At 63.0% G+C, this 13,776-nt stretch carries 14 protein-coding genes; 10 read left to right on the forward strand and 4 right to left on the reverse strand.

The genetic code is table 11. The annotated features are described in order from the left end of the window. Positions 1-258 precede the first annotated feature (258 nt). A complete protein-coding gene (gene polA / locus WBK23_RS09560; RefSeq protein WP_424483745.1) occupies positions 259-3,114 on the reverse strand; it encodes a DNA polymerase I in 2,856 nt (951 codons plus the stop codon). A 218-nt stretch (positions 3,115-3,332) separates the two neighbouring features. On the opposite strand from polA, the gene WBK23_RS09565 reads away from it, so the two are divergent. Both WBK23_RS09565 and WBK23_RS09570 read left to right on the forward strand, forming a co-directional pair. Beyond that, positions 3,333-3,617 carry a DUF2782 domain-containing protein gene (locus WBK23_RS09565; protein WP_424483746.1) on the forward strand — a complete coding sequence of 95 codons (285 nt, stop codon included), beginning with the start codon at positions 3,333-3,335 and terminating at the stop codon, positions 3,615-3,617. A 6-nt stretch (positions 3,618-3,623) separates the two neighbouring features. Further along, the gene (locus WBK23_RS09570) at positions 3,624-4,574 is read left to right on the forward strand and encodes a homoserine kinase (RefSeq protein ID WP_424483747.1); all 951 of its coding nucleotides are present in this window, start codon (positions 3,624-3,626) and stop codon (positions 4,572-4,574) included. On the opposite strand, the gene znuA is transcribed toward WBK23_RS09570, so the two are convergent. After that, positions 4,571-5,527 carry a zinc ABC transporter substrate-binding protein ZnuA gene (gene znuA, locus WBK23_RS09575; RefSeq protein ID WP_424483748.1) on the reverse strand — a complete coding sequence of 319 codons (957 nt, stop codon included), beginning with the start codon at positions 5,525-5,527 and terminating at the stop codon, positions 4,571-4,573. The genes WBK23_RS09570 and znuA overlap by 4 nt on opposite strands. Positions 5,528-5,593: 66 nt before the next feature. Between znuA and WBK23_RS09580 the strand changes: the two genes are divergently transcribed. The 7 genes from WBK23_RS09580 to WBK23_RS09610 all read left to right on the forward strand — a co-directional run bounded on the left by WBK23_RS09580 (position 5,594) and on the right by WBK23_RS09610 (position 11,540). Next, entirely contained in the window at positions 5,594-6,079 is a 486-nt protein-coding gene (locus WBK23_RS09580) for a Fur family transcriptional regulator (protein WP_424483749.1), read from the forward strand. After that, complete coding sequence (gene znuC / locus WBK23_RS09585) at positions 6,076-6,882, forward strand: zinc ABC transporter ATP-binding protein ZnuC (RefSeq protein ID WP_424483750.1); 807 nt, start codon at positions 6,076-6,078, stop codon at positions 6,880-6,882. The genes WBK23_RS09580 and znuC overlap by 4 nt, the downstream gene beginning before the upstream one ends. Beyond that, positions 6,875-7,663 carry a zinc ABC transporter permease subunit ZnuB gene (znuB, locus tag WBK23_RS09590; RefSeq protein ID WP_424483751.1) on the forward strand — a complete coding sequence of 263 codons (789 nt, stop codon included), beginning with the start codon at positions 6,875-6,877 and terminating at the stop codon, positions 7,661-7,663. Before znuC ends, znuB begins: the two co-directional genes overlap by 8 nt. 283 nt (positions 7,664-7,946) lie before the next feature. Continuing rightward, a complete protein-coding gene (locus WBK23_RS09595; RefSeq protein WP_424483752.1) occupies positions 7,947-8,804 on the forward strand; it encodes a PA5502 family lipoprotein in 858 nt (285 codons plus the stop codon). A 201-nt stretch (positions 8,805-9,005) separates the two neighbouring features. Beyond that, positions 9,006-10,013, forward strand: coding sequence for a methionine ABC transporter ATP-binding protein (locus WBK23_RS09600; RefSeq protein WP_424483753.1), 1,008 nt, complete (start codon positions 9,006-9,008; stop codon positions 10,011-10,013). Further along, positions 10,013-10,690 (forward strand): methionine ABC transporter permease, encoded by a 678-nt coding sequence (locus tag WBK23_RS09605; RefSeq protein WP_424483754.1) that lies wholly within the window; start codon positions 10,013-10,015, stop codon positions 10,688-10,690. The genes WBK23_RS09600 and WBK23_RS09605 overlap by 1 nt, the downstream gene beginning before the upstream one ends. Positions 10,691-10,769: 79 nt before the next feature. Beyond that, positions 10,770-11,540, forward strand: a complete 771-nt coding sequence (locus tag WBK23_RS09610; RefSeq protein ID WP_424483755.1) for a MetQ/NlpA family ABC transporter substrate-binding protein — start codon at positions 10,770-10,772, stop codon at positions 11,538-11,540. A 139-nt stretch (positions 11,541-11,679) separates the two neighbouring features. Here WBK23_RS09610 and WBK23_RS09615 read toward each other — a convergent pair whose 3' ends face one another. Beyond that, complete coding sequence (locus WBK23_RS09615) at positions 11,680-12,600, reverse strand: LysR substrate-binding domain-containing protein (protein ID WP_424483756.1); 921 nt, start codon at positions 12,598-12,600, stop codon at positions 11,680-11,682. Positions 12,601-12,710: 110 nt separating this feature from the next. On the opposite strand from WBK23_RS09615, the gene WBK23_RS09620 reads away from it, so the two are divergent. Next, entirely contained in the window at positions 12,711-13,136 is a 426-nt protein-coding gene (locus WBK23_RS09620) for a VOC family protein (protein WP_424483757.1), read from the forward strand. A 4-nt stretch (positions 13,137-13,140) separates the two neighbouring features. On the opposite strand, the gene WBK23_RS09625 is transcribed toward WBK23_RS09620, so the two are convergent. Further along, positions 13,141-13,773 (reverse strand): SCO family protein, encoded by a 633-nt coding sequence (locus WBK23_RS09625; RefSeq protein ID WP_424483758.1) that lies wholly within the window; start codon positions 13,771-13,773, stop codon positions 13,141-13,143. Positions 13,774-13,776: the final 3 nt, after the last annotated feature.

The following is a 13,776-nucleotide window of genomic DNA, read 5'->3' on the forward strand; positions in this document are numbered from 1 at the left end:
ACCCCGAACTTCTTATGGGGGAGGGAAGTTCGGGGTTCAACGTCTGAACCGCTAGGGCGGGGTCCAGAATCTGCCAACACTTAACACAACAAAGGAGCATCGAAGGGCTGTCTAAGCCGTTCATAAGCTCTGAGTGCTCAAGCCAAAACAAAGTTCAGGGCCAGGCGTAATTAATTAGTTATAAGCAGCGTCGTATTGATACTCATGCGCCTTTAGCGCCCGCCATCCGGGCGCTGCAGCCAAAAACAGGGGCGCAAATTAATGTGCCTCATCCCAGTTATCGCCCACACCCACTTCGACCAGCAGCGGCACATCCAGCGCGGCGGCATTGCCCATCAGTGGCTTGATCTGCTCGCTCACCTGCTCGACCAGATCCTCACGCACCTCCAGTACCAGTTCGTCGTGTACCTGCAGGATGACCTTGGCATCCAGGCCGGACTCGCTCAGCCAGCTGTCCACCGCGACCATGGCGCGCTTGATGATGTCCGCCGCGGTGCCCTGCATCGGCGCGTTGATCGCCGTGCGTTCGGCCCCCTTGCGCAGGGCCTGGTTCTTCGCGTGGATATCCGGCAGGTACAAGCGACGACCGAACAGGGTCTCGACAAAGCCCTGCTCGGAAGCCTGCTCGCGGGTGCGCTCCATATAGGCCAGCACGCTGGGGTAACGGGCGAAGTACACGTCGATATAGGCCTGCGCCTGCTTGCGGTCGCAGCCGATCTGCTTGGCCAGGCCGAAGGCACTCATGCCGTAGATCAGGCCGAAGTTGATCGCCTTGGCGCTGCGGCGCTGATCACCGGTGACCTCTTCCAGCGGCACGCCGAATACCTCAGCAGCGGTGGCCTTGTGCACATCGCGGCCATGGCGGAAGGCGTCCAGCAAACTCTCGTCCTTGGCCAAGTGCGCCATGATGCGCAGCTCGATCTGCGAGTAGTCCGCCGCCAGCAGCTTGTAGCCCTTGGGCGCGACGAAGGCCTGACGAATACGCCGCCCTTCGGCCGTGCGGATCGGGATGTTCTGCAGGTTCGGGTCGGTGGACGACAAGCGCCCAGTCGCGGCTACCGCTTGGTGGTAGCTGGTGTGGATACGCCCGGTGCGCGGGTTGATCTGCTCCGGTAGGCGGTCGGTGTAGGTGCTCTTCAGCTTGCTCAGGGTGCGGTACTGCATCAGCACCTTGGGCAGCTCGAAGTCCTGCTCGGCCAGTTCGGCCAGCACCGCTTCGGCGGTCGATGCCTGGCCCTTGGCGGTCTTGCTGATGATCGGCAGGCCGAGTTTCTCGTAGAGAATCACCCCGAGCTGCTTGGGCGAGGCCAGGTTGAATTCCTCGCCGGCAATCTCGAAGGCCTGGCGCTCCAACGCCACCAGCTTTTCACCCAGTTCGTTGCTCTGCAGGCCGAGCAGGTTGGCATCCACCAGCGCGCCCTGGCGTTCGATACGCGCCAGCACCGGCACCAGCGGCATCTCAATCTCGTGCAGCACTTTGGCCAGGCTCGGCTCGGCCGACAGTTTGGCCCACAGGTGCTGGTGCAGACGCAGGGTCACGTCGGCGTCTTCGGCGGCATAGGGCGCGGCCTGGGCCAGATCGATCTGGTCGAAGGTCAGCTGCTTGGTGCCTTTGCCGGCGATGTCCTCGAAACGGATATTGCTGTGATCCAGGTACTTGAGCGCCAGGCTGTCCATATCGTGACGGGTGGCGGTGGAATCCAGCACATAGGATTCGAGCATGGTGTCAAAGGCCACGCCCTGCACCGCGATGGGCGTGCTGGCATTGGCGAGGATATTGATGTCGTACTTGGCGTGCTGACCGACCTTGGCCTTGTTCGGGTCTTCGAGAATCGGCTTCAACGCCTGTAGCACAGCATCGCGATCGAGTTGAGTCGGCACACCCATATAGGAATGCGCGACCGGGATATACGCCGCTTCGCCGGCCTTGACCGCAAAGGACAGGCCGACCAACTGGGCCTTCTGCGCATCCAGGCCGGTGGTTTCAGTGTCGAAAGCGATCAGCTCGGCGTTGCGCAGTTTCTCCAGCAACTGATCGAACTGCGCCTGATCGAGGATGCACTGGTAATCGCCCAACGAGGCCGCGGCGGGCAACTCGGCAACAACCGCGTCGGCAGTCGGTGCATCAGCGGCCACTGGAGCTGGCGCGACTAAAGCGGCGGCACTGGCGCTAGGAGCCAGAGCAAACAAGTCACCGGCAGGCACTGCGACCGGGGCTTTGACCGCCGGGGCCGGATTGCTGCGCAGCAGTTCATCACGCCAGGTTTTGAATTCCAGCTCGGCGTAGAGCTCGACCAGTGCAGGTACATCCATCTGGCCCGGATGCAGCGACTCGATGGCGATATTCAGCGGCACATCCAGCTTGATGGTCGCCAGGGCGTAGGACAGGTATGCCATGTCCTTGTGCTCGGCGAGTTTGGCCGGCAGGGTCTTGGCACCGCGGATCGGCAGTTCCGGCACTTTATCGAGGTTGGCGTAGAGCACATCCAGGCCGCCACCGACGCCGACCAGCAGGCCCAGCGCGGTCTTTTCACCGACGCCCGGCACGCCGGGAATGTTGTCGACCTTGTCGCCCATCAGCGCCAGGTAATCGATGATCAGCTCAGGACCGACACCGAATTTCGCTTTCACGCCATCGATGTCATAGACGCTACCGGTCATGGTGTTGACCAGCGTAACGTGCGGGCAAACCAGCTGGGCCATGTCCTTGTCGCCGGTGGAGATCACCACATCACGCCCCTCGGCCGCGCACTGGCGAGCCAGGGTGCCGATTACGTCATCGGCCTCGACGCCCTCGACGCACAGCAGCGGATAACCCATGGCCTTGACACTGGCATGCAGCGGCTCGACCTGCACGCGCAGCTCATCCGGCATCGACGGGCGGTTGGCCTTGTAGTCGGCATACATTTCGTCGCGGAAGGTGCCGCCCTTGGCATCGAACACCACGGCAAACGGGCTTTTCGGGTACTGCTTGCGCAGGCTCTTGAGCATGTTCAGCACACCCTTGACCGCGCCGGTGGGCAAGCCCTTGGAGGTGGTCAGCGGCGGCAGCGCGTGGAAGGCCCGGTAAAGGTAAGAAGAACCGTCAACCAGAACGAGGGGAGCTTGGCTCATGAGCAGGATCAACCTTTTCGGCGGGGGCGGCGGTAACAGGCCGTTGAAAAACGTAAGCGAGGCCGGCAGGACCAGGCAAAAACAGGCGAGGAAGCGGAGTTTACGTGCTGTAAATGAGCATTCCGAGCCTGTTTTTAACGCAGGATTGCCAACGCAGGTAGTTTCTCAACAGCCTGTTAGAATGGCCGCACCATTGGAATCAAAGGGACAAGGTTATCATGCGCGCACTCAATCGCCTGTTGCTGGCCAGCCTGCTGGCATTCACCTCCCTGGGCGCTCACGCCGAGGACCCGGTCTCGGCCGACCCGGACGTAACCATTCGCCAGGATGGCGACAAGACCATCCATGAATACCGGGTCAACGGTTTTCTCTACGCGGTCAAGGTCATCCCGAAAGGCGGCAAACCGTACTTCCTGGTACGCGCCGATGGTAGCGATGGCAACTTCGTCCGTTCGGACAGCCCGGATATGCTGATCCCGGCCTGGGAAATCTTTAGCTGGTAAATAGCGATGTCTGTCTTTACGCCACTCGAACGCCACGAACTCGAAGACTTTCTCGCCCCCTATGGCCTAGGTCGTTTGCGCGACTTTCAGGGTATTGCCGCGGGCAGCGAGAACAGCAATTTCTTCGTCAGCCTGGAGAAGGGTGAGTTCGTTCTGACCCTGATCGAACGCGGCCCCAGCAGCGACCTGCCGTTCTTTATCGAGCTGCTCGATGTGCTGCATGAGGCCGGCCTGCCGGTGCCGTACGCCCTGCGCACCGCCAGCGGTGAGGCGTTGCGCAGCCTGGCGGAAAAACCGGCGCTGTTGCAGCCGCGCCTGGCCGGCAAGCATGTGCACGAAGCCAACCCACATCACTGCCAGGAAGTCGGCGCACTGCTGGCGCGTATTCATCTGGCTACCCGTAATCAGCCGCTGCCGCGCAAGAGTGATCGCGGGCTGGACTGGATGCTCGCCGAAGGGCCGAGCCTGGCGCTGCAGCTACCCGATGAGCAGCTGCCGCTGCTGCGCGATGCGCTGGCGGAAATCCACGCACTCAAACCGCGCATTCTCGCCTTGCCACAGGCCAACCTGCATGCCGACCTGTTCCGCGACAACGTGCTGTTCGACGGTAACCATCTGGCCGGGGTGATCGACTTCTACAACGCCTGCTCGGGGCCGATGCTCTATGACTTGGCAATTGCCCTGAATGATTGGTGCTCTTGCGAAGACGGCAGCCTCGACAGCAAACGCGCGCAAGCGCTGCTCGGTGCCTATGCCGGCTTGCGGCCGTTTACTGCAGCAGAAGCCGAGCTGTGGCCGTCCATGCTGCGCATTGCCTGCGTACGCTTCTGGTTGTCACGCCTGATTGCCGCGGAATCCTTCGCTGGCCAGGAAGTGCTGATCCACGATCCAGGCGAATTCCAGCGGCGCCTGGCCCAGCGCCAGCAGGTGGATCTGACGCTGCCATTCGCGTTCTAAAGCGTTTCGAGACAACCCGCCAACTCACCCGCCAGATTTTCCAGCAAGGCTTCGTAGCCGTTTGCATCCACCGCCAAGCCGGCACCCATGGCGTCTAGCTCGGCCAGGGTAACCGGCAGGCCGGCGGTCAGGGTTTGCGCCAGACGCGGGCGTAGCGGCGGCTCGCTGAATACGCAAGTCGGGCCAACCTGTTGCAGGCGCTCACGCATGGCCGCGACATGCCGCGCACCAGGCTGCACTTCGCCGAGCACGCTGAACACCCCGGCGTGCCTGAGGCCGTAAGCGGCTTCGAAGTAGTCATAGGCTTCGTGGAAGACGAAGTAAGGCTTGCCCGCCAGCCCTTGCAAACGCTTTTTCAGACGCTGATCGAGGGCGCTCAGGCGTTCGCCAAAGGCGTTGGCGTTGGCTTGATAACGCGCAGCATTGCTCGGATCGGCGGCGGCTAGATCGGCGGCGATCTTCGCGGCAATCACCTGGGCATTGGCCGGCAGCAACCACAGATGGGCATCCAGGCTACCGGGACGGTGGGCATGGTCATGGATATCGTCATGCTCATCCGCCGCCTCGTCATGCCCATGGCCGGCGTGTTGCGCATGCTCGTCGTGCGACTCGCCAAAGTGACGCAAGTGCATGCCCGGCAGGTCCTGCACGGCCACGCTGGGCTGGCTGCGGCCAGCCAGCACGCGCGGCAGAAAAGTCTCCAGATCGGCACCGACCCAATACAGCAGCTGCGCTTCACGCACGTTACGCACATCGGAAGGACGCAGCGCATAGTGATGCGGCGAGGCCCCCGGCGGCAGCAATACGGCGGGTTGGCCGACACCGTCCTGCACGGCAGCGGCAATCAGCTGCAGCGGCTTGATGCTGGTCAGCACGCGCACATCGGCATGCGCGGCAAGGCTGGCGGTCAAAGTAAGCAGAAACAGGCAGGCAACAGAAAAAAGACGTGACACGGGCAGCACTCAAACGGAAAGGAACGGGTAATATAATAACGTCTCTCACCATTTTCGTCGTTGCCCATGACTCAAGCGCCCTTGGCTTCACGCCCACATGACCATTCCCACTGCGTCAACCATGCCCTGACTGAGGCCGAAACGATCTGCGAGCGCCAAGGTTTGCGCCTGACCGCTCTGCGTAAACGCGTGCTCGAGCTGGTCTGGCAGAGCCACAAGCCGCTGGGGGCCTACGACATTCTCGGCGTACTGAGCGAAGCCGACGGCCGCCGCGCCGCGCCGCCGACCGTTTATCGGGCGCTGGATTTCCTTCTGGAACACGGCCTGGTGCACCGCATCGCTTCGCTCAACGCCTTTATCGGCTGCAACCATCCGCAGCATGCGCATCAGGGCCAGTTTCTGATCTGTCGTGGCTGCCATGCGGCCATCGAGCTGGAGCAGCCGACCATCAGCCAGGCGATCATCGCCGAGGCCGCTGGTGTCGGCTTTGCCGTGGAAAGCCAGATGGTCGAAGTGGTCGGCCTCTGCGCAGGCTGCCGGGAGGCCGCATGAGCGATGCCCTGATCCGTCTCGACGCGATCAGCGTGACCTTTGCCGGCCAGCAGGTGCTGCAGAACGTGCAGCTGAGCGTCAAACCGGGCGAGATTGTCACCCTGATCGGCCCCAACGGCGCGGGCAAAACCACCCTGGTGCGCAGCGTGCTTGGCCTGCTCAAGCCGGACAGCGGCAGCGTCTGGCGCAAGCCCAAGCTGCGCATCGGCTATATGCCGCAGAAGCTTCATGTCGATGCCACCCTGCCGCTCTCGGTGCTGCGTTTTCTCCGGCTGGTGCCAGGTGTGGCGCGTGCTCAGGCATTGGCGGCGCTGGCCGAAGTCGGCGCCGAGCAGGTAATCGACAGCCCATTGCAAAGTATTTCCGGCGGCGAACTGCAGCGCGTGCTGCTGGCCCGCGCGCTGCTGCGCGAGCCCGAACTGCTGGTGCTCGATGAGCCGGTGCAGGGCGTCGATGTCAGCGGCCAGGCCGAGCTGTACCGGCTGATCACCCAGCTGCGTGATCGCTATGGCTGCGGCGTGCTGATGGTGTCCCACGACCTGCACCTGGTGATGAGCACCACCGACCAGGTGGTCTGCCTTAACCGCCACGTCTGTTGCTCTGGCCACCCGGAGCAGGTCAGCTTTGACCCGGCCTTTGTCGAGCTGTTCGGCCAGGACGCCAAGAGCCTGGCGATCTACACCCACCACCACGACCATGACCACGACCTGCACGGCGCGGTGGTGCCCCCTACGGGCGCTGGCCTGAGCATCAAAGGCCCGGTAAAACCCCATATCCACGGTGATGACTGCACGCATGGCTGACTTTCTCCTCAACGCCCTGCTCGCCGGCCTCGCCCTGGCGCTGGTTGCCGGCCCGCTGGGTTCCTTTGTGGTGTGGCGGCGCATGGCCTATTTCGGCGACACCCTGTCGCACGCCGCACTGCTCGGCGTCGCCCTCGGCCTGATGCTCGACGTCAGCCCGACCCTGGCGGTGACGGTCGGCTGCGTGCTGTTGGCCGCGCTGCTGGTGACCCTGCAAAGCCGCCAGCCGCTGGCCTCCGACACCTTGCTCGGCATCCTCGCCCACAGCACCCTGTCGCTGGGCCTGGTGGTGCTGAGCTTTATGCAGGACGTGCGCATCGACCTGATGGGCTACCTGTTCGGCGACCTGCTCGCCGTTGGCCCGAGCGACTTGGCCTGGATCATCGGCGGCAGCGCGCTGGTGCTGGTGCTGCTGGCGCTGCTGTGGCGGCCGCTGCTGGCGATTACCGTGCACGAGGAACTGGCCAAGGTCGAAGGCCTGCCGGTGGCGGCGATTCGCCTGAGCCTGATGCTGCTGATCGCCGTGGTGATCGCCGTGGCGATGAAGATAGTCGGCGTGCTGCTGATCACTTCGCTGCTGATCATTCCCGCCGCCGCCGCCCAACGCCATGCGCGCACCCCGGAGCAGATGGCGCTGGGCGCCAGCCTGCTAGGCATCGTCGCGGTGTGCGGCGGGCTGAGCCTGTCGTGGTTTCAGGACACTCCGGCCGGCCCGTCCATCGTGGTGGCGGCCGCCAGCCTGTTTCTATTGAGCTTTGCCCTACCTCGGCGCACAGCCTAGGACCTGCGGTTAAACGGCTTCTCGTAGGGTGGGTTAGGCGCTTGTTACAAGCGGGACGGCCTGTGCGATTTGCCGTTGCGCCGTAACCCACCATCGACGCAACACGGGAGATCGCCTGGCGGGTTACGCGACGCGCCGAAGGTGCAGTGCTTGGAAGTACGGGCATGGCGTCGCTAACCCACCCTACGGTGAGCCTACCAAGACGAACAGCCTGAAAGATTGGTTGTGATCGGCAGCGCAGTGTAAACTTGCGCGTTTTTTGCACAACTCGAGACGCGCAGTAATGAAATCGTTCGCTTTACATGGCTTTCCCCTGATTTTGGTTCTGCTGCTGGCCGGCTGCCAGAGCGCGCCAAAACCGGCCAATCTGCCGGTGGATGATCTGGTCAGCGCCTTTCGCCAGCTCGATCAAAGCTTCGCCAGCGGCGACCTGAGCAGCGCCGAAAGCCAGCTCGGCAGCCTGCAGCAACGCGCCGCCGGCGATACCCGCCTGGAGCAATACCAGCGCCAACTGGCCGAAGCGTATCTGCAGCAAGGTCAGAAAGCCCTGCAGGCAGGCGACCTGGACAACGCCACCACGTCCCTTAGCCGCGCCCGCAGCCTGATGCCGCAAGCACCCGCGCTGACCACCGGCCTGGATGGTGCCATCGCCCAGGCCCGCGAAGCCGAACTGGCTGCCGCCGAACAGCAGCGCCAGGCCAGCGCACAGGCCGCCGCACGCGCCGAAGCTGCCCGCCTCGAACAGGCTCGCCAGCTGCGTCTGGCCGCCGAACGCCAGGCCGCCGCGATTCAGGCCACTCAGCTGCCGAATACCCCTCCAGCCGAAGCGCCCGCGCCGGCCCCGGCCAAGCCGCAGGCCCGACTGATCGACCCGGCCGCCGCCAGCAGCGTGATTGGCATGCCGATGCTCGACAACCAAGACAACGAGCGCCTGCGCAGCCTGCTCGACGGCGTCGCCGCGGATATGGTCGCGTTCAATTGCGCGGTGCGTATCGAAGTGCGCCAGGCCAAGGATTTCCCCTGGGTCGCCTCTCTGCTCAACGCACGGATCAAGCGCATCGACCCGAGTTTCAGTCCGCGCATGAGCCAGGTGATCAAACCGGCTCAGGTGCCGCAGCTGGTGCTCAGCCCCAAGCGCTGATACGGCTTGGGCAGCATAACGACCGGGCTTGCCCGGTCGTTTGCATTGGCGCTGGCTACACTGCCCAGAGCCGTCAGGCATCTAATGCAATTTAGCTATAACCATAGGTCTACAAAGATTTTTGCGACCTAAACAGCGCCGGGTAGACTAGCCGCCGTTTCGGCCTACCCGGCAGCCCGAAAAACCCAAAAGGTTTACCCCGTGATCAACTTTCATCAGGTCCACAAGGCGTACCGCGTCAGTGGCCAGGACATCCCCGCGTTGCAACCGAGCGATCTGCAGATTGCCCGGGGCGAAGTGTTCGGCATCATCGGTCACTCCGGGGCCGGAAAAAGCACCCTGCTACGCCTGATCAACCGCCTGGAACAGCCTTCCGGCGGGCGTATCGAGATCGACGGCGAAGATGTCACCGCGCTCGACGCCAACGGCCTGCGCAGCTTCCGCCAGCAGGTCGGAATGATCTTCCAGCACTTCAATCTGCTTTCATCGAAGACCGTCGCCGACAACGTCGCCCTGCCGTTGAAACTGGCCGGCGAGCTGTCGCGCAGCGCGATCAATGCCCGTGTCGCCGAGTTGCTCGCCCGGGTCGGCCTGCAGGATCACGCCAACAAGTACCCGGCGCAGCTCTCCGGCGGGCAGAAACAGCGTGTCGGCATCGCCCGCGCCCTGGCCACCGAGCCGAAGATTCTGCTGTGCGACGAAGCCACCAGCGCCCTTGATCCGCAGACTACCGCCTCGGTGTTGCAATTGCTGGCCGAGATCAACCGCGAGCTGAACCTGACCATCGTGCTGATCACCCACGAGATGGACGTGATCCGCCGGGTCTGTGACCGCGTGGCGGTGATGGATGCCGGCGTAATTGTCGAATCAGGCCCAGTGGCCGAGGTGTTTCTGCATCCGCAGCACGCCACCACCAAGCGCTTTGTGCAAGAAGCCGAGCAGATCGACGAGAACGAACAGCGTGACGATTTCGCCCATGTCGCCGGGCGTATCCTGCGCCTGACCTTCCAGGGTGAGGCCACTTACGCGCCGCTGCTGGGCACCGTGGCCCGCGAAACGGGGGTGGATTACAGCATCCTCGCCGGGCGTATCGACCGCATCAAGGACACCCCCTACGGCCAGTTGACCCTGGCCCTGACCGGCGGCGATCTGGACGCCGCGCTGGCGCGCTTTGCCGCCGCCGACGTGCATCTGGAGGTGCTGCGCTAATGGAAGCTCTACTGACTCGCCTGCTACCGAACGTCGACTGGGCGGAAATCGGCTACGCCAGCCTGGACACCCTGAGCATGCTCGGCGGCTCCATGCTGTTTACCGTGCTGCTCGGCCTGCCGCTGGGTGTGCTGCTGTTTCTCACCAGCCCACGACAGATGTTCGAGCAGAAGGCCTTCTACGGCTTCCTGTCGCTGCTGGTAAATATCCTGCGCTCGGTGCCGTTCGTGATCCTGCTGATCGTGATGATCCCCTTCACGGTGATCGTCACCGGCACCTCGCTGGGCGTCGCCGGGGCCATCCCGCCACTGGTGGTGGGGGCCACGCCGTTCTTCGCGCGCCTGGTGGAAACCGCGCTGCGTGAAGTCGACCGCGGGATTATCGAAGCCACCCAGGCCATGGGCGCAACCACCCGGCAGATCGTGGTCAACGCACTGCTGCCCGAAGCACTGCCCGGGATTATCGCGGCCATCACCGTAACGGCGATCACCTTGGTGTCCTACACCGCCATGAGCGGCCTGATTGGCGGCGGCGGCCTCGGCGACCTGGCGGTACGTTACGGTTATCAGCGTTATCAGCCAGACGTGATGGCGGTGACGGTGATCCTGCTGCTGGTGCTCGTACAGATTCTGCAATCCGTCGGCGACAAGCTGGTGGTGCACTTTTCCAGAAAATAGCGTGCCCCACGGGGCGCACAAGACAGCGGGATACCGGTTACCTGCCGGCCTCCGCACACATCCCACAAGGAGCTTTACGATGAAAAAACTGATCGCTGCATTCGCTGCCCTGGCAGCTTTTTCTGCCCAGGCCGAAAGCCTGAGCGTCGCGGCCACTGCCGTACCGCACGCGGAAATCCTCGAATTTGTTAAGCCGGCCCTGGCCAAACAAGGCGTTGAGCTGAACATCAAGGTCTTCACCGACTACGTGCAGCCGAACGTGCAAGTTGCCGAGCAGCGCCTGGATGCCAACTTCTTCCAGCACCAGCCGTACCTGGATGAATTCAACAAGAGCCGCGGCACCGAACTGGTCAGCGTAGCCGGCGTGCACGTCGAGCCCTTCGGCGCTTATTCCAGCCAGCACAAAACCCTCGCCGACCTGCCGCAAGGCGCTAACGTGGTGATCCCTAACGACGCCACCAATGGCGGCCGTGCCCTGTTGCTGCTGCAAAAAGCCGGGCTTATCACCCTGAAACCAGAAGCCGGCATCCTCGCCACACCAAAAGACATCGTCGAGAACCCGAAAACCATCAAGGTGCGTGAACTGGAAGCGGCCACTCTGCCGCGCGTGCTGACCCAGGTCGACCTGGCACTGATCAACACCAACTACGCCCTGGAAGCCAAGCTCAATCCGACCAAGGATGCGCTGATCATCGAAGGTAACGACTCGCCGTACGTCAACATCCTGGTTGCGCGTTCCGACAACAAGGACAACGCCGCCCTGCAGAAGCTGGCCAAGGCGCTGAACAGCGCCGAAGTGAAAGCCTTTATCGCTGAGAAGTATCAGGGTGCCGTAGTTCCGGCGTTCTAAGAACCTGTTTCGGACCTGCTGCGCGTCGGCCAAACTGCGTTGAAAACGGCTTCGGAATGCTCATTTACAGCCAGTAAACTGCGCTTCCTCAGCCGCTTTCGCCTTATTTTGCTCTAGCTCGCGAGCTCCGAAACAGATTCTATGCACCGGCGTTATCTGCACCCTCTGCCAAACCCCGCCCTGTGCGGGGTTTGTCGTTTAGAGCGGCTTCGCGCAGGCACTCCAGCAGGCAGTCCAAAGCGGGCTGGCGCTGAGCGCGGCGCAATATCGCCACCAGTTCGCGATGGAAGGTCAGCTCGCCCAGCTCGATCACCCGCAACTGCGTCGGCCGCTGCAGCCACAGACCGGCCCGCGGAATCAGCGACACGCCAAGGCCGCACTCGACCATGCGGACGATGGCCTCCAGCTCATCCAGCTCCAGCGCTTCCTGCACTGCCAGGCGCTGCTCGCGGAGGAACTGGTTGACCCGCCGGCCACCGAACGAACGGCGGTCGTAACGCACGAACGGCTGTTCGGCGAGGATCTGCAGCGGATCATCCGCCGTTACGCCGAGCGGGGTGATCAGCACAAACGGCTCGCGCGCCAGGCTGATCTGCAGCAGCTCCTTGGGCAGCTCGAACGGCGGCTTGATCAGCAACGCCAGGTCCAGCTCACCGGCATCGATCTGGCTCAGTAGACTCAGCGACACGCCGGGCACCAGCTTCAGCTCGACTCGCGGGGCGGCCGCGCGAAAACGCGGCAAAGCCTCGGGCAGCAGACCAGTCTGCAAGGTGGCAATCGCGCCGACCTTTAGTTCGCCCTGCCACTCGGCCAACGCAGTGGGCAGGGCCATCTGCGCATACAGCCCGAGCATCTGTTCCGCCAGCGGCAAGGCATGCCGACCGGCAGCATTCAGCACCGCCGAACGCCCACTGCGCTCAAACAGCCGGACGCCCAGCCCCTGCTCCAGCACACGCATCTGTGCGCTCACTGCAGACTGGGTCAGGCCAACCTGCTGACCAGCCGCCGCGAAGGTGCCATGTCGCGCCACCGCCACAAAGGTTTTCAACTCGCGCAGCATCGACGCCTCGACTGATCAATTTTGTTTGTGCTTGCGAGCAAGGATATTCGCTTTTAATCAGAATCGCTGTTGCTGAGAATCAGCAGACCGCCCTTTCAAGGAATCTCAGCATGGCTCTCGCACCCTTTCACCTGGCTATTCCCGTCTACGACCTGGCGGCTGCCCGGCATTTCTATGGCGAGGTGTTCGGCTGCGCGGAGGGCCGCAGCAGTGCGCACTGGGTGGATTTCGACTTCTTCGGCCACCAACTGGTGATCCACCAGACGCCGAAGATGGCCTACCAGGAAGCGGCGCACAGCAACCCGGTGGACGGTCACGACGTGCCGGTGCCGCATTTCGGTGTGGTATTGAGTTGGGAGGATTGGCAAACGCTGGCGGCGCGGCTACAGAGCAAGGGCACGCAATTTGTGATCGAACCCTATGTGCGCTTCGCCGGCCAGGTCGGCGAGCAGGCCACGTTGTTCCTGCTCGATCCGTGCGGCAACGCCCTGGAGTTCAAGGCGTTCAAGGATATCAGCCAGCTATTCGCCAAATAGCTGCTTAAGGCCGCTCAAGCAGACCGGGCAACTGCGCGGCCAGCTTGGTGTTGTTGATCGGTGCGCGGATAAAGCCGCGCTGCTTGCCGTCCGGCCCGATGATCACCAGGTTGCCGCTGTGATCGACGGTGTAGTTTTCCTTGCTGGTATCCGCCGGGATATACGGGATGCTCACGCCGTTGGCGAGCTTCTGCAGAGTGGCCTGCTCGCCGGTCAGGCCGATAAAGCCGGCGTCGAAGTAATCCAGGTACTTCTTCAACTGCTCCGGTGTGTCGCGATGGGGGTCAACCGTGACCAGCACGATGCGCAGCTTGGCCAGGGTTTCCGGCGGTAGCTGGCCCTGTAATTGGCGCAGCTGGGCGAGGGTGGCCGGGCAGATATCCGGGCAGAAGGTGTAGCCGAAGAACAACAGACTCCACTGATCCTTGAGCTGATCAACCGCCACGGTCTGGCCATCCTGGTTGGTCAGGCTCAGCTCCGGCAGGCTGCGGCTCTGTGGCAGCAGGACGATGCCGGCATCGAGCAGTACGGTGGGATCACCCTGGCCCTTGCTGGTCAGCACCTTGTTGACGGTCAGGCCCAGTACCAGGGCGACGATGGCAACGAGAACAAAAACGGTGATCTGGGTTCGGGTCATGGG

Source organism: Pseudomonas sp. (assembly GCF_049653025.1).
In the GTDB taxonomy this organism is placed as follows: domain Bacteria; phylum Pseudomonadota; class Gammaproteobacteria; order Pseudomonadales; family Pseudomonadaceae; genus Aquipseudomonas.

Coding starts and splice junctions, on each gene's coding strand:
- polA (WP_424483745.1), bottom strand. CDS start 3,114: ATGAGCCAAGCTCCCCTCGTTCTGGTTGACGGTTCTTCTTACCTTTAC.
- WBK23_RS09565 (WP_424483746.1), top strand. CDS start 3,333: ATGCGCGCACTCAATCGCCTGTTGCTGGCCAGCCTGCTGGCATTCACC.
- WBK23_RS09570 (WP_424483747.1), top strand. CDS start 3,624: ATGTCTGTCTTTACGCCACTCGAACGCCACGAACTCGAAGACTTTCTC.
- WBK23_RS09580 (WP_424483749.1), top strand. CDS start 5,594: ATGACTCAAGCGCCCTTGGCTTCACGCCCACATGACCATTCCCACTGC.
- znuC (WP_424483750.1), top strand. CDS start 6,076: ATGAGCGATGCCCTGATCCGTCTCGACGCGATCAGCGTGACCTTTGCC.
- znuB (WP_424483751.1), top strand. CDS start 6,875: ATGGCTGACTTTCTCCTCAACGCCCTGCTCGCCGGCCTCGCCCTGGCG.
- WBK23_RS09595 (WP_424483752.1), top strand. CDS start 7,947: ATGAAATCGTTCGCTTTACATGGCTTTCCCCTGATTTTGGTTCTGCTG.
- WBK23_RS09605 (WP_424483754.1), top strand. CDS start 10,013: ATGGAAGCTCTACTGACTCGCCTGCTACCGAACGTCGACTGGGCGGAA.
- WBK23_RS09610 (WP_424483755.1), top strand. CDS start 10,770: ATGAAAAAACTGATCGCTGCATTCGCTGCCCTGGCAGCTTTTTCTGCC.
- WBK23_RS09615 (WP_424483756.1), bottom strand. CDS start 12,600: ATGCTGCGCGAGTTGAAAACCTTTGTGGCGGTGGCGCGACATGGCACC.
- WBK23_RS09620 (WP_424483757.1), top strand. CDS start 12,711: ATGGCTCTCGCACCCTTTCACCTGGCTATTCCCGTCTACGACCTGGCG.
- WBK23_RS09625 (WP_424483758.1), bottom strand. CDS start 13,773: ATGACCCGAACCCAGATCACCGTTTTTGTTCTCGTTGCCATCGTCGCC.